Origin of the sequence: Bacteroides cutis (assembly GCF_900241005.1) — a bacterium.
Lineage (GTDB): Bacteria > Bacteroidota > Bacteroidia > Bacteroidales > Bacteroidaceae > Bacteroides > Bacteroides cutis.
Genome location: NZ_OEST01000001.1, coordinates 402,316 through 419,219, shown reverse-complemented (window position 1 = coordinate 419,219; position 16,904 = coordinate 402,316). Strand labels below are relative to the sequence as shown.

The following is a 16,904-nucleotide window of genomic DNA, read 5'->3' as shown; positions in this document are numbered from 1 at the left end:
GGTTTTATAGGAAATACTATTTAAATATATATACTGATGAATAAAATTATAATACTTATTTTAATATTACAAGCGGGCAGTTTGAAGACGTTCTCACAAAACTGGGACAAGATATCAAACAAGATTGCGTCTTGTCAGAAACAAGCATTGCTAAAACAAAATGATGAATCGAACAAGATTTTTAAATATTTTATAAAAGAATACGATGAGGTAAGAAGAGAAAGTCGTGTATTCGAACGGCTAAATATACAAAAGTGTGATACTATTTATGTTTTGGAGGAAACGGATCAGGTCAGTCTCTCGCTCTTATCAACAATCTGGACTCGTTCAAGTATGCTTTCGTATTCGTCTTCATATGCTGGCTGTAATAAATATAAAGTAGAATTAGTGAAAGAAAGATATTTTTCCAAAAGAATGATGGACTTGGCTTTTCAGTGGAATATACAAGAAATAAGAAAAGAAGAAAAGGCAAATCAAACATTACCAGTGGAAATAATCTTTTTGACCAGGATCATCATAAGCGGAAAGAAGCCTCAAATTGACTGCATGATTTTTTGTGATTTTTGGAATTTAAATCATGATTGAGTCTCTCATATCACTACGGATATTCTTCTTCCGCTAGTTCCGATTATAAGAATTTCCCGATTCAAAGACCGAGAATAAAATAAGAAAAGCAATAGGTGAAATATATGGAACGAGAAAAGTACCGGAAGAACCATTGGAATAAGTTATTTATTTCAATAATAACGATCATAGGGGTAGTAGTTTTATGCCTATATCTGAAGTACTGTCATTCTGAAAAAGAAATGATAAATTCTAATGTCACAATTAGTACTGCTCCCCTTGTAATCTCAACCAATATAAAATGGTGTGATTCTATTTGTAAGGTAGTATTAGATGAGATTGAACTGAGGTCAGTTGTAAAGGAAGATAACTATAAAACGAAAATCTCTCCTGAAGGTTTGATTATGTTATCGGAGAAAGATACACTAATAGTAGACAGTCTTTCATATATGAAATTAAGAGAAAATATCGTTGTTCCACAAAATCGTATAGACTCTATTTATCAAAGTGAAGGAATACAGGGTTTATTATCAGCTTATTTTGATGAGATGTGGTTTACTCCATACTGTAACGATGATAATATATTAAGTTTGTCAGAACAAAGGTATGTTATTTATATCTTATTGCAACATGACTTTTCTGCGATAATAGATTGTGAATCTGGTTGTTTATATATAACAAAAAATACTAGTTTACGATAGATATCTGTTGCAGCGGATGTTCTTCATCCGACGTGACGAGTGTTGAAAACCAATTAAGATCAGAACATGGTCTTCCATTGAGAACTCATTACGGAATATCAAATGGGAAAGGAGATCCGCAGACTCCTTTATTAAAGAAAGGAACCGGAGTAAGTTTGTATTATAGAAAGATTGTAGGCATAGGCGGAGTAACAGTACCAACTACTCCTTATATTTATTAATTATTAAGGATGTGTCAAAAGTGAAATGGTAGAATATAATAACTAAACCAGGCATTTGGCACATTCTTGTTACTTTAAAATTATGAAAAGAATTATTATCCTCATTCTCTTGTTACAAATAGGGGTTACAAAGATGGTAGCGTAAAATTGGAATAAAATATCCAATAAGATTGAGTCTTGCCAAAGACGTTTAACAGATTCTTCTGAAAAGGAATATATTTCTTATACCAAGAAATATAATAAAGTGAGAAAGAAGTATCATGTTTTTCAAGATTTAGATGTGAACACTCTAAATGATACCATTTTTATATTAGAAATACATGGAGAGTCTTTCGAATCATTGATGTCAACACTTTGGACACGAAAGGATTTGCTTTCTTACGAATGCGATCAATGGGATATTCATGATTTTGAGAAGAGTAAAAAGCCTTTCTTTATAAAACAAATGATGGAATTATCTTCTCAATGGAATATTGAGGAGATAAGAAAAGAAGAAAAGCTTCATTCGAATTTGATACCTCGTAGAATGGTCTATTTAACAAGGGTAATCTTTAGTAAAAAGAAAAGTAAAATAGAATGTATTTGTTTCTTCGATTTCGATGATGTAATGTACTCATTATAACTTGAATCATCTGTCGTAGCGGATGAAAAACATCCGCTGCTTCTGTATATAAGAAACCCTTTTTCTCGGGATGAGCGGCATGCCTTCAGGGCTTGCCTACGAAGCGGATAGCGGATATGACGCTCGTTTTGACGGAACTGCCTCGGGAAAAGGATACCTGACAGGCACACGAAGTTTCTGCTTGGGAGGGTCTGCTGGGGCGGTCGTCTCCGCCTTTTACTATGATGCGGATGGCAGGATGGTACAACAGCGTTCCACCAATCTGATGGGCGGTTCCGACACGGACTTCCTTTCCTATTCCTTCAGCGGGAAACCGCTCAAGCACAAGCATGTGCACACCGCTACAGGGAAACCGGCGCATACTGAAGTGTACACCTATACCTACGATTCTGCGGAAAGGCTGAAAGAGGCCTGTCACAAGCTGAACAACCAGGCGGAGGTGTTGCTGGCAAACAACACTTACGATGAATTGGGCAGGTTGAGCGGGAAGCAGTTGCATGGGGGTGGTTCCAATGCCGGTCAGTTTACAGAGAAGGTGCCGGTTATTCTTCGGGCGGTTTTTCGCAGTTTAATTGCAAGGCAATAACCGGTCGGGATTGAAAATCCTTGCATTCATAACTTACCGGATGGAAGTTTCCGGCGAGAAGAAGAAAAGTAAGAGTCTATAGTGGCAGAGAACACTATTCCAACGGTATAGCATATCATATCCGACCATAGGAAACCGTGTCCGAAAATCAATGAGCCAAGCGGAGTGTTTCGCACGGCATTTGCCCAATCAGCTTGATATAGTTGACTGATTTCAATTCCATAAGCAAAGAGTAAGGAACTCATAGCAGCTGTAAATACAGATACGGAAGGAAAAAGAAAACGTAATCCTCCATAAACCATAACGGCCCAAAGCGTGTCACCGGCATATTTTGCAATGAATGCGGGTAACAGTTCACCGTATCTCCGGGAAGCAAGGCCAGTCAATATGACAAGGAAAGTAATAACTAGATATGCCCAACGTCGGTATTTCATAGGGTGGGATTTTAAATTAGGGCAAATTTAGGAAAAATCAGTAGAATGGGATAACTTCCATTGTTTAAGTTTGAATTTTGTATCTCTTATTTCAAATCTCCTTGAAATCATGTACCTTTGTCCCCATATAATATAAGGTATAGAGTAAGACGATGAATAAGATAACTTCCGTATGTGTATACAGTGCCTCAAGCACAAAGATTGACCCGGTTTATTTTGATGTGGCGCGTGAATTGGGGAGGCTGTTGGGAGAAAAGCATATCCGCCTGGTTAACGGTGCGGGGAATATGGGACTCATGTCTGCTGTAGCCGATGCCGTGATTGCTGCCGGGGGAGAAGTGACCGGTGTGATTCCCCGTTTCATGGTGGAACAAGGTTGGCATCATACGGGACTTACCGAACTTGTTGAAGTGGAAAGCATGCATGAACGTAAAAAGATGATGGCTGATCTAAGTGACGCTGTTATTGCTTTGCCCGGTGGATGCGGCACACTGGAGGAACTGCTTGAAGTCATCACCTGGAAGCAGCTGGGGCTCTATCTGAATCCGATTATCATACTGAATGTGAAAGGTTATTTTAACCCTCTGCTTGATATGCTCCGGAAAGCGGTGGATGAAAACTTTATGCGCGAGCAGCATGGCGCTATCTGGCATGTGGCACAGACACCGCAGGAAGCTGTGGAGTTGATGTATGGCACTCCTCTTTGGGATGTCTCTATCCGTAAGTTTGCAGCGATATGATAAACCTGTTGATAGCTTGGATGGTGTCGGGGACGGAAGGAATTCCTATTCCTTATTCTCCAAGAATGGACGATGGCATTACTGTGATTCTGCTATGTTGTTTCTTCCTGTCAGCTTATGTCTTGTCCCGTAGCCGTAAATTTTTGCTTCAGTTGGTAAAAGATTTTCTGCTTCATCGCGAACGTACCAGCATATTTGCTACTTCTACGGCTGCTGATATGCGATATTTACTTTTGCTTATTTTACAAACCTGTATACTTGCGGGGGTTTGTTTGTTCAATTACTTTAATGATACAATTCCCGATTTGGTACAGAGGGTACCGCCCTTCATTTTATTGGGAATTTATGTCGGAACCTGTCTTGTATATCTGTTTCTGAAATGGGCGATATATTCTTTTTTAGGTTGGATTTTTTTTGACGAAGGTACAACAACTCTTTGGCTAGAGTCTTATTCTACACTACTTTATTATTTGGGGTTTGCCCTTTTCCCCTTTGCTCTGTTCGTTGTCTATTTTGATTTGAATTTGCAGTCTACAATGATAATCGGATTGCTTTTAGCCTTTTTTACTAAAATATTGATGTTATACAAGTGGTTAAAGCTTTTTTGTAACAATTTATGTGGCGGTTTGCTTTTAATTTTGTACTTTTGTGCCCTTGAAATCATTCCTTGTTTCATGTTGTATCGGGGTATGATTCAACTAAATGATTATTTGATAATAAATTTTTAGGACATTGAAAATTAAGAAAGTACTTGTGTCGCAGCCGAAACCGGCATCAGAGAAATCTCCTTACTACGACATTGCCGAAAAGTATGGTGTGAAAATAGATTTTCGCCCGTTCATCAAAGTGGAGAGCCTTTCCGCGAAAGAGTTCAGACAGCAAAAAGTTTCTGTATTGGACCATACTGCCGTTATTTTCACGTCACGTCATGCCATTGACCACTTTTTCCATCTTTGCACGGAATTGAGAGTGACTATACCGGAAACCATGAAATACTTTTGTGTGACCGAAACGATTGCTTTGTATATTCAAAAATATGTGCAATATCGCAAACGCAAGATTTTTTTCGGAAATACCGGAAAGTTCGATGATCTTTTACCCTCCATCGTAAAGCATAAGACTGAAAAATATCTCGTGCCGATGTCGGATGTACATTCAGATGAAATCAAAAATCTATTGGATAAGAATAAGATTCAGCATACGGAAGTTGTGATGTACCGTACAGTGAGCAATGATTTTACTCCTGATGAAGCGTTTGATTACGACATGCTTGTGTTCTTCAGTCCGGCAGGTGTAACTTCCTTGAAGAAAAATTTCCCGAACTTTGAGCAGAAAGAAATTAAAATCGGAACATTTGGCTCAACAACTGCGCAAGCCGTTCGTGATGCCGGACTTCGTTTGGACTTGGAAGCTCCCAGCGTGCAGGCTCCTTCTATGACGGCTGCACTTGATATGTTTATCAAGGAGAATAATAAAGGAAAATAAACCTTATACAGTTACAAATTACGAATTACAAGTTACGGCTGGAAATATGTGGCGAGAGTCATGTTCCTGTAATCTTGTAATTCGTAATTTGTAATATGTAACTCATAATTATATAAGTGGCAAATACCCTGCGTAAGCCCGAAAGGCTCAATAGAAAAAAAGTAATAGAAAAGATGTTTGCGGGCGGATCACGTTCGTTTTCTGTCTTTCCTTTGCGTGTGGTATATCTGCCGGTCGGGGAGTTGGATGCACCTGTTTCCATCCTTGTCAGTGTCTCAAAACGCCATTTCAAGCGGGCGGTGAAACGCAACCGTATGAAGCGTCGGATACGTGAGGCGTACCGTGTGAATAAGCAGGAACTATTGAATGTATTGGCTCAAAAGCAAATTCGGTTGGCGGTCGCTTTTATTTATTTGTCGGATGACTTGGTGGCTTTCTCGGTGATAGAAGAAAGAATGAAAACCGCTTTGGCTCGCATTGCCGAGAAAATCTTAACTATCGAAAAGGAGGAAGTTGTTGAAACAGTTGCAACTGCTGAAGCGATTGCTATGGGAGCTGAGGAAACTCAATCGGTGCAAGAACCATGAAACGTTTGCTTTCATATCTGTTGTTGCTTCCCATTTATTTTTATCAGAGGTGTATTTCTCCCATGATTTCTCCTTCGTGCCGTTTTACTCCTACCTGTTCTCAATATGCTGTTGAAGCGATCAAAAAACATGGCCCTTTAAAAGGGCTTTACCTGGCAATCAGGCGAATTTTGCGTTGCCATCCTTGGGGAGGTTCAGGATACGATCCTGTGCCTTGATAAATTTCTTTATTATTCATTCTCCCACTAAATGCAACCTCTCTTTTGATGACAATAGTTCCCGTCGATATACATACTCATAATTTACTGCAAATACCCGGTACGGCCATCGTAAATTATTATCCTGAGGAATTTACTCCTCAAGAAGGAGGCTGGTATTCTGTGGGCATACATCCCTGGAGAGTTCATTCATCTTTTGAGGATAGTATGCAAGCCGGACGGTTGGCTATTCAGAATGAAGCCGAACGAATGTTTTCCCGCGAGTTGGTTGCTCATCCACAGGTGCTGGCAATAGGAGAGGCAGGGTTGGATAAGCTTATCGATACTCCCGTCCACGTACAAATAAAAGTTTTTGAATACCAGGCACGTCTTGCCGATGAGATAGGCAAGCCGTTAATCATTCATTTAGTGAGAGCCGTAGACGAATTGTTGAAACTAAAACAAACTTTACGCCCTTCTGTTCCCTGGATTATTCATGGTTTCCGTGGGAAGCCTGCTTTAGCGCAGGAATTTCTCCGTCATGGTTTCTATCTCTCTTTTGGCGAAAAGTATCAGGCGGACGCGCTCCGCACAATTCCTTCCGGTCGCCTTTTCTTAGAGACGGATGAAAGCAGGATACCTATAACCGAACTTTATCAGTGCGCTGCCAAAGTACGTGGAATATCCTTGGAACAACTTGAAGAAACGATTCGGGAGAATATCGGTAAAGTCTTTTTTAAGCGATAAGAGTTGTTTGTTCAGATAAAGTGTCGTACTTTTGCACTTACAAAGTATAAATCAAATAATTAATCAGTAATCATTCGATGAATTTTGTAGAAGAATTAAAATGGCGTGGCATGCTCCACGATATGATGCCGGGTACAGAAGAACTTCTGGCTAAGGAACAAGTTACCGCTTATATCGGTTTCGACCCTACTGCGGACTCTTTGCACATCGGACATCTTTGCAGTGTGATGATATTGCGTCATTTCCAACGCTGCGGACATAAACCGTTGGCATTGATTGGAGGAGCTACGGGTATGATTGGTGATCCTTCAGGGAAATCGGCAGAGCGTAATCTGCTTACTGAAGAAACGCTGCAACGCAATATGGCAGGCATGAAGAAACAGTTGAGCAAATTCCTGGACTTTGAATCGGATGCTCCTAACCGTGCTGAGTTGGTAAACAACTATGATTGGATGAAAAACTTCTCTTTCCTTGATTTTGCACGGGAAGTGGGCAAGCATATCACCGTAAACTATATGATGGCTAAAGATTCTGTAAAGAAACGTTTGAACGGTGAGGCTCGTGACGGTCTTTCTTTTACGGAATTTACTTATCAGCTGTTGCAGGGCTACGACTTCTTGCATCTGTACGAAACCAAAGGTTGTAAGTTGCAGATGGGTGGTTCAGACCAGTGGGGCAACATCACTACGGGAGCAGAGCTGATCCGTCGTACTAATGGCGGTGAGGTATTTGCCTTGACAAGCCCGCTGATTACGAAAGCTGACGGCGGTAAGTTCGGCAAGACCGAATCCGGAAACATCTGGTTGGATCCTCGTTATACTTCTCCATACAAATTCTATCAATTCTGGCTGAACGTGAGCGATGCCGATGCGGCCCGCTACATCAAGATATTCACGGCGTTGTCCAAAGAAGAAATTGACGCGCTGATTGCCGAACATGAAGCGGCTCCGCATCTGCGTGTCCTTCAAAAGCGTCTGGCCAAGGAAGTGACCATTATGGTTCATTCCGAAGAAGATTTCAACGCGGCCGTTGATGCTTCCAACATACTTTTCGGTAACGCTACTTCCGATGCCTTGAAGAAATTGGATGAAGACACATTGCTTGCCGTATTCGAAGGAGTACCTCAGTTTGAGGTATCCAAAGATGCATTGTCGGCCGGGGTGAAAGCAGTTGATTTATTTGTAGACAATGCCCCTGTATTCGCTTCTAAAGGCGAAATGCGTAAGCTTGTGCAAGGTGGTGGCATTTCTTTGAACAAAGAGAAACTGACAGCTTTCGATCAGGTAGTTACCACTGCCGATTTGTTGGATGAAAAATACCTGCTGGTGCAGCGTGGCAAGAAGAATTATTACTTGATTATTGCTAAATAACAAGGGATACAAAAAAATAGTCCCGAAATATTTGCATATTTCGGGATATAATTCTATCTTTGCACCGCTTTTTAACAGAAAGCACATAAGTTTGGACTATGGTGTAATGGTAGCACAACAGGTTTTGGTTCTGTTTGTCCAAGTTCGAATCTTGGTAGTCCAACAAGAAAGGCTCTGATAATCGATGATTGTCGGAGCTTTTTGTTTTCTAACCCATGGGTATTGCCACCATATTGGCACAGCATTGCCATTAAATTGGCACGGTCGTGCCACCGAATAGGCAAAGTTGTGCCAATATGGTGGCACAAGCGTTAAAACAAAGGTTGGAATGTAGGCCGATTTAATCGGAAAGATATAAGTGTGCGCTTCGAGTCAGTTCGGGAGGATATCCGCAACTTTCCAATAACTTGATGGCGTTTCGTTCTGTTGTAATTCCTGTCTTTAGCTTGTAGTCAAAGTATAAAACATCTTCTTTTACAGCCTCGCAGAAATGATATGACTTGTAATTGTTACTTAAAAGGTTGGAAAGTTTTATATCGTGTGAAGAGGTGAGGACTAAATTCCCTTTTTCTGCCAGCCAGGAAAGAACGGCTTGCGTGATGGCAATTCTTTCTTGGGTATTGGTGCCTTTGAATAACTCATCCAAAAGGAACATGCAATTACCATTGCTTTGGTTGACAAAATCTTTGATGGTCAGAACTTCTTGCATGAAGTAACTTTTGCCTTCTGCAAGGTTGTCGTTCTGGCGGATGGACGAGAGTAAAATCAAGTCGGTATCTATTTCAAAACATCGGGCGAAACAAGTATCCAGAACTTTGGCTGCCAATAGATTAATGCCGATGGTACGGATGAAACTTGTTTTACCGGACATGTTCGAACCGGTTATCAGTGCGGATTTGTCATGCAAAACAAGGTCGTTTGCTATGCAATCTTTTATTAAAGGATGATATACCGCTTGTGCACGTAACCGTTCTCCTTCACTGTTCTTTCCGGGTAGACAGTAGTAAGGTAATGTTTCCCTAAGTTCTGTTACAGAAACAATCATATCAAGGAAACCTACGAAACGGTAAATGTTGTGGATGGCATAAATCTTGTCTTTCAATAAGTCGGAAGTCCTAAACACTGCGTAAGCTTCGTACAGAAAGAATATCCGTACTTGTTCGGCGATGAGATAGGCTATAATAGCCATATCGCTCTCCAGGCGAAGGTTGAAACGGAAATAAGAGATATATCGTTTCAGTCCTTTCACGACTTTGAGGTCGTTTGCGATTTCAGGACTGGTGGCGGATAATTCCTGTCTTTGTGCCAATTGCTCCGCCTTTTTAATCAGTTGAAGAAGCTGCGGAATGGAGAAGTAGTATTCTTGTATTTTAGCTTTGTTGTGATAGTGCAGGAAAATATTTGCAAGGAATGAGCAGATAAGCGGAATAAGAATTATCAGCGAATGGTTAATGAGCAGCAAGGCAAGAAACAGTAAAGGGAGAAAACGGCAAATCTGAATACAACGTTTCTCCCATTGGGACATGTTGATAACCGGGTTTTCCAGAATGGATGCTATGGAATAAGCATCCGGATGTTTTAGCTTATCCAGTGTCTTTGTCAGGAAGTTACGTAGTTCACTATCGGTAGATAAAGTTGCGATGAGTTTTTCCTGTTTGCCCATGCCCGAATCTTTCCCGGATAATAGAAAATAATATAAATATTGCTGGCCTATGCACGAGTGGCAGTTGTCCAGCCTTCCAAATAACTCATTCAGATTTAAATCTTCCGCACAATTTGCCGGTAAGATCAACTTGTCGTGTTTTTCCTTAAAATGGAGATATCCGGATATTTCAGATAGATTATTCATTTTCTTTATGTAGGTTGATTGCAAAACTAATGGATTTTTTCTTTCTTTGTACAATATTGACAGATAATTGGAACAAAAAAGCAATGCATTGCCGTTTTCTTTTGCTACATTTGCATCGTGTACGTAAACGACGTGCAATCAGGTAACTGACTTTATAACTTAAAACGTAATAAAATCATGAAAACGAACTATGAAATTCGCTATGCCGCGCATCCCGAAGATGCGAAGAGTTATGATACAAAAAGAATACGTCGCGATTTCCTCATAGAGAAGGTATTCTCCCCGAACGAAGTTAATATGGTATATTCCATGTACGACCGTATGGTGGTAGGTGGTGCCATGCCGGCAGGCGAGGTACTGAGCCTTGAGGCTATCGATCCTCTGAAAGCTCCTTATTTTCTGACCCGTCGCGAAATGGGTATATTCAATGTAGGTGGTCCCGGCATTGTGAAAGCCGGAAACGCTGTGTTCGAACTTGATTATAAAGAGGCGCTTTACTTGGGCTCGGGCGATCGTGAAGTCACTTTCGAGAGCCTGGATGCTGCCAAACCCGCTAAGTTCTATTTTAATTCCGTGACTGCTCATCGCAACTATCCTGATAAGAGAGTGACGAAAAAAGAAGCTGTAGTTGCCGAAATGGGTAGCTTGGAAGGTTCTAATCACCGTAACATCAACAAGATGTTAGTGAACCAGGTGTTGCCTACCTGCCAGTTGCAGATGGGTATGACGGAATTGGCTCCGGGCAGTGTATGGAATACGATGCCTGCGCATGTACATAGCCGCCGTATGGAAGCTTACTTCTATTTTGAAATTCCCGAAGAACATGCCATTTGCCACTTTATGGGTGAAGTAGACGAGACACGCCATGTGTGGATGAAGGGCGATCAGGCTGTCTTGTCTCCCGAATGGTCTATCCATTCTGCCGCTGCGACTCATAATTATACTTTTATATGGGGTATGGGTGGCGAGAACCTGGATTATGGCGATCAGGACTTCTCTTTGATTACCGATTTAAAGTAAGAATAACAAGTGAGGCGGCTGTGCCGTTTGTGTTTTAGATAATAATTTGTAATAACATTTTTCAACCTAAAATAAATAAACATCATGAATCAGTATTTGAATTTTTCTTTGGAAGGTAAAGTAGCCCTCGTTACAGGTGCTTCTTATGGTATCGGTTTTGCTATCGCTTCAGCTTTTGCAGAACAAGGTGCAAAAATCTGTTTCAACGACATCAACCAGGAATTAGTAGACAAAGGTTTAGCTTCATACGCTGCTAAAGGCATCAAAGCTCACGGTTATGTATGTGACGTAACTGACGAACCTGCCGTACAGGCTATGGTAGCTACTATTGAGAAAGAAGTAGGCACTATCGATATCCTTGTAAACAATGCCGGTATCATTCGTCGTGTACCTATGCACGAAATGGAAGCTGCCGACTTCCGTAGAGTTATTGATATTGACTTGAATGCTCCGTTCATCGTTTCTAAGGCTGTGTTGCCTGCTATGATGAAGAAAGGTCACGGTAAGATTATCAACATCTGCTCTATGATGTCCGAACTTGGCCGTGAGACTGTATCTGCATACGCTGCCGCTAAGGGTGGCTTGAAGATGTTGACCCGTAATATTTGCTCTGAATATGGCGAATACAACATCCAATGTAATGGTATCGGTCCGGGTTATATCGCTACTCCTCAAACTGCTCCTCTGCGTGAAAAGCAAGCCGACGGTAGCCGTCATCCGTTCGATACATTCATTTGTGCCAAGACTCCGGCCGGCCGTTGGTTGGATCCCGAAGAACTGACTGGTCCTGCTGTGTTCCTTGCTTCTGAAGCTTCTAACGCTGTTAACGGACATATCCTTTATGTAGACGGCGGTATCCTGGCTTATATCGGAAAACAACCTAAATAAGTAATTGATAATTGAAAATGGATAATTGATAATGGGGCTCCCCGTTTTTCAATTATCCATTTTCATTATTATTCATTTCTGATTATTTATTCTCCATTCTCAATTCAATGAAAAAACTCCTTTTATTATGTATGACGGCTATGTTTTGCTTCGCTTGCAGTGAAAGCAAGACAGTAACTGTAACAGTTACCAATCCGTTGGCTATGGAGCGCTCTAACGAAATAGTAGAGGTGTCTATGGCCGAAATCTCCAATCAACTGAACCTGGCAGACACGGCGCAGATCGTAGTCTTGAATGCTGATGGCAGACAAGTGCCCTATCAGATTACATACGATGAGAAAGTTATCTTTCCGGTTACGGTAGCTGCCAATGGCAATGTCGTTTATACTATCAAAGCAGGTATTCCCGAGACTTTCGACGTAAAGGCTTGTGGTAAATATTATCCTAATCGTCTCGATGACGTTGCTTGGGAAAATGATCTTGTAGCTTTCCGTGCTTACGGTCCGGCCTTGCAGGCAAAAGGTGAGCGTGGCTATGGCTACGACCTGTTTACCAAAAGAGATACGACCGAGCCCATGTTGGAAGCCATGTATGCTAAAGAAACAGACAAAGCAAGACGTGCCGAACTGAATGAACTGAAAAAGACCGACCCGAAGACTGCCGGTAAGCTTCTGCGTGAAATGTCTTATCATATCGATCATGGACATGGTATGGACTGCTATGCGGTAGGTCCTACGCTCGGAGCCGGGGTAGCTGCATTGATGGTGAACGACACCATCGTTTATCCGTGGTGTTATAAAGACCAGGAAATCTTGGATAACGGTCCGTTGCGTTTCACTGCAAAGCTGGTGTTCAATCCCCTGAATGTAAAAGGTGACACAACAGTTGTAGAGACTCGTTTGATTACGTTGGATGCAGGTTCTCATCTGAACAAGACTGCAGTGTCTTATAGTAACTTGAAAGAAGCTCTTCCGATTGCTGCAGGTATCGTGTTGCACGAACCGGACGGGGCTGTGGTTACAAATGCTGCCGATGGATACATCACATACGTAGATCCGACTAATGGTCCTAATAACGGTAAGATCTTTATGGGGGCTGCTGTACCTACGGTTGTAAAAGAAGCTAAAGCTGTTCTTTTCTCAGAACAGGAGAAGAAACAACGTAATAATGCCGACGGACATGTACTCGCTATCAGTGATTACGAGCCGGGTTCCGATTATGTATACTACTGGGGATTTGCCTGGAATAAGGCAGATATCAAGACTCCCGAGGCTTGGAACCAATATATGGCGGACTTTGCGCAGAAGGTACGCAATCCGTTGACAGTATCTATAAGTAAGTAAATCAACCAATTTATTTATAATTTTAAACTATCTAATATTATGGAAGAAAAAGTAAAGAAGCAGAAATTCTTGCAATTGCAATTCTGCATGTTATTATTGTTGTGTACTTTGTTGCCGGATTTAGGATCGATTATCGGTATACCCGATTTTGACATTCCGGTGTTCTGCTGTAAGCTTGTAGGTATCATCGGTGGTGCGATGGCGTTGTATAGTTTCCATAAGGAAGCAGGTCCGGTTCCGACGCCATTTCTGGCAATTGCCGGAGGAGGTATGCTTATTGCTTTGTTAACATTGATTCCTGATATGCCGGGATGGTTGGATTATATTGCTCTGGTAGCTTTGTTGGTTGCTTTGTTTATGAGTAAGGGTAACTTGGGCATACAATGGAAGAGTTGGGGCAGCCAGGGAGCTTATCTTATTCTGATAGCCATATTACTGCATGTTTATGATGGTATAGGCGATACAACCATGACCGGTATTGCTGCATTGGTAGGCTTGGTACTCTACTTCATCGGGCTGGGTAAACTGAAAGACTCTTTGGATGCTGATGGTGTTAAAGGTGTTTCACGTTTGAAGATAGCTGTGATACTGGGCATTGTAGCTGTGATATTCGGCTGGATCCCTTTGTTGGGAGGTATCATTGCAGGTATTCTGTTGATTATCGGGTTTATCTTTGAGTTTCTGGGATATGGCAATATGAAGCAGTCTGTCTCGCTTGGCACAGAGGGACAGGAAGGTGCAGGTAAGTTGCGTATCAGTATGATCGTTTTGCTGGTAGCTGCGGTTATCGACCTCTTCCCGTTGACGGGTATGATTGTCGGACTGATCTCTTTGGTAGCGCTTTATCTGGTGTTCAAGGGATGGACTATGGTGCTTCTGGGACTGGAGAACGAAGTTGAGAAAACAGCATAAGCTTCTTTCTTTTATAATAAAACGAAGGCTTGCATCTGAGACTAACAGATGCAAGCCTTCGGTCTATACGTATCTGTTTAAATTATCTTCGATAATAATCTTAAAACTGATATTTTGACCATTTCTTTTACGAATCGAATGTTGGTTCATAGTTTCGGTAGTATCTCCTGTCCTTACCCATTTGTCTGCCGGTATACCTTTTATTCCCGGACAAAATTCTTTTAATGCTCTCATTAGCAGATAAACATTTCTACTATCTATTTCTCTACTTAACACTTTGACTATCTATTATATTAACTCTGTACCCCATGTCTTGATTCTGTACCGTCCATACATGACTATGTTACTTTTCATGACGTGAATCAAAAATTTCAAGACACTCCGTTTTCACTAAATGAAATATAGTATTCCATATTATGCATAAATTACATTTTCGCTTTCTTACTTGCAGGTTCAACACTTTTGTTATATATTGCCAGTCGATTTCCGTTAAAATCCGGAAGATACATCTTTATTATAATCAAATAAAGTAGTTATTGAGCAGATATGGAAGCTTTTTTGTTTTTTATTGCAATCATTTTTTAATAGGAGTTTAACTTTTTATTTTATCCTTGTATCAGAATGTTAAAAGGAAGTAGATTTCGCTGAGGAAATACTTACCAACAATAAATATCATGACGTTACACAGTAATGTTAATTGAGAAAAAAGGTATTGCTTATTAATATTATAATTTGAAAGAATAAATTTAAATTGTCTCATTTTTTCAAAAAAACTCTATTTTTAAAATGTAAGTGATAAGAAACAAGTTAAAGACTATTTTTTACTATGAAAACATTTAAGGAAAACAATAAGGAACAAGATGAAGAGACTTTGAGTGACGAAGTTCTTTGGAAGATGATGTTGCACAAAGATGAATCTGCATTGTCCCTTTTATATAGCAGACATTTTGACTCCCTTTATAATTATGGTATGCACTTGTGTTCGGATGAAGAGTTGGTAAAAGATTGTATCCAAAATTTGTTTTTAGCCCTCTACAATTTGCGTAAGTCCTCCCCCATTCGTAATGTCACGTCTTATTTACTGATGTCTATCCGGAACAATATCATAGCAGTTTTGCAGGATAAGGAGCGGAATATAGGGGTAGAAGAGTTGAATTTTGAATTATCGATTTCGGAAGAAGAATTATTCCGTCTTTTCGGTCATGATGACTGGGAAATGGATAGAATACATAAGTTGCGTCAAAGTTACGATAAATTAAATGCCAACCAACGTCATGCCATCTACCTGCGGTTCATCAAAGAAATGAATTGGGAAGAGATGGAAGAGATTATGGGAATTTCTACGCACTCTTGCATGAACTTGGTGGGACGTGCTATCGTGAAATTACGCCATTTGATGAAAGATGTATAAGAGCCTGTTTCCACATTATTTAAGTAGACTCTAAAGATGAAATCCTATGGATTGATAAAATATTAAAAAAAAGTGAGGAGTAAAACAGAACTTTTCACTCTTATATATATAACTCCAAAAAAGAATATGAAGCAGACCGATAAACAAAATGATTTTATGTCAGAACAATTATTCGTTTTTCTCCAAAATAAGGAGAAAGAGCAACATATCTTTCAGAAAGAAGAGGTATGGCAGCGTATTATTCGCAGTCGTAGGCAGGCAAAGATACGCCGAATAAGTATTTGGAGTACAATTGCAGCTATGTTATCAGGAGTATTATTTTTGCTTCCCATTTTAAAGGAATCTGAGACTGGAATAATGGACTATGTGGTCAACCTGCAGCAGGAAGAAGTAAATGTGTCAGATCGTGTACAGCTGATCACTGCATCAGGAACTAGCATTTCATTGAAAAAAGAGTCAAAAAATTTGGCTTACGACCATCAGGGATTGGTATATATAGACTCCGAGCGATTAAATGCGGAAGAAATCACAAATACCACCATCAAGGAAAAGAATGAGGATACGGAAGCAATAAAATATAACCGTTTGTTAGTTCCTTTGGGTAAACATATACGTTTGACTCTTTCGGACGGATCTGTATTGGATGTAAACTCAGGTAGTGAAGTAATATATCCGATTACCTTTTCTAAAGAGAAACGGGAGATATTTGTGAATGGAGAAATTTTCATTGATGTGAAAAGTATAGAAAAGACAGTACCTTTCATTGTACATACTTCCCGTTGCGATGTCCGCGTACTTGGTACAGCCTTTAATGTCCGCAATTATGATTCGGATTTACAGACAGAGGTGGTATTGCAGCGGGGGCTGGTAGAAGTAGCTGATAAAGCCAAACACATAGTTCGTATGATACCCAATGAACGGACAGTGCTGGTCTCCGGACATTATAAAGATAAAAGTACAGTAGATGTAGATAAATACATCATTTGGCGTGAAGGCATACTTTTGTTTGAAGGAGAGACGGTAGGTATGGCTACCCAAAGATTACATCGGTTTTATGGTAGACCTTTCTATTGTTCTCCCGAAGTCCAAGGTATCCGATTATTCGGGAAATTAGATATCAATGAACCGTTGGAAGATGTACTGGCTGTAATCAGTAGTGCGGCGGGGTTACGTTGTGAGAAGAAAGGTGATGGATACAATTTCGTGAGAAACCCTTGAGATATTTTA

General features: G+C 40.5%; 19 protein-coding genes and 1 tRNA gene. 17 read left to right on the top strand and 3 right to left on the bottom strand.

What is annotated here, in order from left to right; translation table 11 throughout:
* The first annotated feature begins 36 nt into the window (after window positions 1–36).
* From C1A09_RS01640 to C1A09_RS16260, 3 genes are all read left to right on the top strand, one after another.
* The gene (locus C1A09_RS01640) at window positions 37–585 is read left to right on the top strand and encodes a hypothetical protein (RefSeq protein ID WP_101541994.1); all 549 of its coding nucleotides are present in this window, start codon (window positions 37–39) and stop codon (window positions 583–585) included.
* Between the two features lie 104 nt (window positions 586–689).
* Window positions 690–1,265 (top strand): hypothetical protein, encoded by a 576-nt coding sequence (locus tag C1A09_RS01635; RefSeq protein WP_101541993.1) that lies wholly within the window; start codon window positions 690–692, stop codon window positions 1,263–1,265.
* Between the two features lie 465 nt (window positions 1,266–1,730).
* Window positions 1,731–2,108, top strand: coding sequence for a hypothetical protein (locus C1A09_RS16260; RefSeq protein ID WP_101541992.1), 378 nt, complete (start codon window positions 1,731–1,733; stop codon window positions 2,106–2,108).
* An 85-nt stretch (window positions 2,109–2,193) separates the two neighbouring features.
* Here C1A09_RS16260 and C1A09_RS16205 read toward each other — a convergent pair whose 3' ends face one another.
* Window positions 2,194–2,607 carry a hypothetical protein gene (locus C1A09_RS16205; RefSeq protein WP_145998961.1) on the bottom strand — a complete coding sequence of 138 codons (414 nt, stop codon included), beginning with the start codon at window positions 2,605–2,607 and terminating at the stop codon, window positions 2,194–2,196.
* A gap of 113 nt (window positions 2,608–2,720) precedes the next feature.
* A complete protein-coding gene (locus tag C1A09_RS01620; protein ID WP_101541990.1) occupies window positions 2,721–3,128 on the bottom strand; it encodes a ribosomal maturation YjgA family protein in 408 nt (135 codons plus the stop codon).
* Between the two features lie 152 nt (window positions 3,129–3,280).
* Here C1A09_RS01620 and C1A09_RS01615 point away from each other — a divergent pair, with 152 nt between their 5' ends.
* The 8 genes from C1A09_RS01615 to C1A09_RS01580 all read left to right on the top strand — a co-directional run bounded on the left by C1A09_RS01615 (window position 3,281) and on the right by C1A09_RS01580 (window position 8,417).
* Window positions 3,281–3,868: an LOG family protein gene (locus C1A09_RS01615; RefSeq protein ID WP_101541989.1), complete on the top strand. Its 588-nt coding sequence runs from the start codon at window positions 3,281–3,283 to the stop codon at window positions 3,866–3,868.
* Window positions 3,865–4,596: a DUF4271 domain-containing protein gene (locus tag C1A09_RS01610; RefSeq protein ID WP_101541988.1), complete on the top strand. Its 732-nt coding sequence runs from the start codon at window positions 3,865–3,867 to the stop codon at window positions 4,594–4,596. The genes C1A09_RS01615 and C1A09_RS01610 overlap by 4 nt, the downstream gene beginning before the upstream one ends.
* 4 nt (window positions 4,597–4,600) lie before the next feature.
* A complete protein-coding gene (locus tag C1A09_RS01605) occupies window positions 4,601–5,353 on the top strand; it encodes a uroporphyrinogen-III synthase (RefSeq protein ID WP_101541987.1) in 753 nt (250 codons plus the stop codon).
* 116 nt (window positions 5,354–5,469) lie between these two features.
* Window positions 5,470–5,940: a ribonuclease P protein component gene (gene rnpA, locus C1A09_RS01600; protein ID WP_101541986.1), complete on the top strand. Its 471-nt coding sequence runs from the start codon at window positions 5,470–5,472 to the stop codon at window positions 5,938–5,940.
* On the top strand, window positions 5,937–6,158 hold the full coding sequence (gene yidD / locus C1A09_RS01595) for a membrane protein insertion efficiency factor YidD (RefSeq protein ID WP_101541985.1): 222 nt from the start codon (window positions 5,937–5,939) through the stop codon (window positions 6,156–6,158). The genes rnpA and yidD overlap by 4 nt, the downstream gene beginning before the upstream one ends.
* Before the next feature lie 48 nt (window positions 6,159–6,206).
* Window positions 6,207–6,884, top strand: a complete 678-nt coding sequence (locus C1A09_RS01590; protein ID WP_101541984.1) for a TatD family hydrolase — start codon at window positions 6,207–6,209, stop codon at window positions 6,882–6,884.
* A 77-nt stretch (window positions 6,885–6,961) separates the two neighbouring features.
* Window positions 6,962–8,254: a tyrosine--tRNA ligase gene (gene tyrS, locus C1A09_RS01585; RefSeq protein WP_101541983.1), complete on the top strand. Its 1,293-nt coding sequence runs from the start codon at window positions 6,962–6,964 to the stop codon at window positions 8,252–8,254.
* A 92-nt stretch (window positions 8,255–8,346) separates the two neighbouring features.
* Window positions 8,347–8,417, top strand: a tRNA-Gln gene (locus C1A09_RS01580).
* Window positions 8,418–8,594: 177 nt separating this feature from the next.
* Here the strand turns inward: C1A09_RS01580 and C1A09_RS01575 are convergent.
* Window positions 8,595–10,103: a MutS-related protein gene (locus C1A09_RS01575; protein WP_101541982.1), complete on the bottom strand. Its 1,509-nt coding sequence runs from the start codon at window positions 10,101–10,103 to the stop codon at window positions 8,595–8,597.
* A gap of 177 nt (window positions 10,104–10,280) precedes the next feature.
* On the opposite strand from C1A09_RS01575, the gene kduI reads away from it, so the two are divergent.
* The 6 genes from kduI to C1A09_RS01545 all read left to right on the top strand — a co-directional run bounded on the left by kduI (window position 10,281) and on the right by C1A09_RS01545 (window position 16,895).
* Window positions 10,281–11,123, top strand: coding sequence for a 5-dehydro-4-deoxy-D-glucuronate isomerase (gene kduI, locus C1A09_RS01570; RefSeq protein ID WP_101541981.1), 843 nt, complete (start codon window positions 10,281–10,283; stop codon window positions 11,121–11,123).
* An 84-nt stretch (window positions 11,124–11,207) separates the two neighbouring features.
* A complete protein-coding gene (locus tag C1A09_RS01565; protein ID WP_101541980.1) occupies window positions 11,208–12,011 on the top strand; it encodes a gluconate 5-dehydrogenase in 804 nt (267 codons plus the stop codon).
* A 107-nt stretch (window positions 12,012–12,118) separates the two neighbouring features.
* Entirely contained in the window at window positions 12,119–13,354 is a 1,236-nt protein-coding gene (locus C1A09_RS01560) for a BT3233 family polysaccharide utilization protein (protein ID WP_101541979.1), read from the top strand.
* Between the two features lie 39 nt (window positions 13,355–13,393).
* Window positions 13,394–14,266, top strand: a complete 873-nt coding sequence (locus C1A09_RS01555; protein WP_233519840.1) for a hypothetical protein — start codon at window positions 13,394–13,396, stop codon at window positions 14,264–14,266.
* Between the two features lie 826 nt (window positions 14,267–15,092).
* Complete coding sequence (locus C1A09_RS01550) at window positions 15,093–15,677, top strand: RNA polymerase sigma factor (RefSeq protein WP_101541978.1); 585 nt, start codon at window positions 15,093–15,095, stop codon at window positions 15,675–15,677.
* 156 nt (window positions 15,678–15,833) lie between these two features.
* Window positions 15,834–16,895, top strand: coding sequence for a FecR family protein (locus C1A09_RS01545; protein WP_180949159.1), 1,062 nt, complete (start codon window positions 15,834–15,836; stop codon window positions 16,893–16,895).
* Window positions 16,896–16,904 lie beyond the last annotated feature (9 nt).

Coding starts and splice junctions, on each gene's coding strand:
- C1A09_RS01635 (WP_101541993.1), top strand. CDS start 690: ATGGAACGAGAAAAGTACCGGAAGAACCATTGGAATAAGTTATTTATT.
- tyrS (WP_101541983.1), top strand. CDS start 6,962: ATGAATTTTGTAGAAGAATTAAAATGGCGTGGCATGCTCCACGATATG.
- C1A09_RS01610 (WP_101541988.1), top strand. CDS start 3,865: ATGATAAACCTGTTGATAGCTTGGATGGTGTCGGGGACGGAAGGAATT.
- C1A09_RS01550 (WP_101541978.1), top strand. CDS start 15,093: ATGAAAACATTTAAGGAAAACAATAAGGAACAAGATGAAGAGACTTTG.
- C1A09_RS01620 (WP_101541990.1), bottom strand. CDS start 3,128: ATGAAATACCGACGTTGGGCATATCTAGTTATTACTTTCCTTGTCATA.
- C1A09_RS01560 (WP_101541979.1), top strand. CDS start 12,119: ATGAAAAAACTCCTTTTATTATGTATGACGGCTATGTTTTGCTTCGCT.
- yidD (WP_101541985.1), top strand. CDS start 5,937: ATGAAACGTTTGCTTTCATATCTGTTGTTGCTTCCCATTTATTTTTAT.
- C1A09_RS01545 (WP_180949159.1), top strand. CDS start 15,834: ATGTCAGAACAATTATTCGTTTTTCTCCAAAATAAGGAGAAAGAGCAA.
- C1A09_RS01565 (WP_101541980.1), top strand. CDS start 11,208: ATGAATCAGTATTTGAATTTTTCTTTGGAAGGTAAAGTAGCCCTCGTT.
- C1A09_RS01590 (WP_101541984.1), top strand. CDS start 6,207: ATGACAATAGTTCCCGTCGATATACATACTCATAATTTACTGCAAATA.
- C1A09_RS01555 (WP_233519840.1), top strand. CDS start 13,394: ATGGAAGAAAAAGTAAAGAAGCAGAAATTCTTGCAATTGCAATTCTGC.
- C1A09_RS01575 (WP_101541982.1), bottom strand. CDS start 10,103: ATGAATAATCTATCTGAAATATCCGGATATCTCCATTTTAAGGAAAAA.
- C1A09_RS01640 (WP_101541994.1), top strand. CDS start 37: ATGAATAAAATTATAATACTTATTTTAATATTACAAGCGGGCAGTTTG.
- C1A09_RS16205 (WP_145998961.1), bottom strand. CDS start 2,607: ATGCAACTGCTTCCCGCTCAACCTGCCCAATTCATCGTAAGTGTTGTT.
- C1A09_RS01615 (WP_101541989.1), top strand. CDS start 3,281: ATGAATAAGATAACTTCCGTATGTGTATACAGTGCCTCAAGCACAAAG.
- kduI (WP_101541981.1), top strand. CDS start 10,281: ATGAAAACGAACTATGAAATTCGCTATGCCGCGCATCCCGAAGATGCG.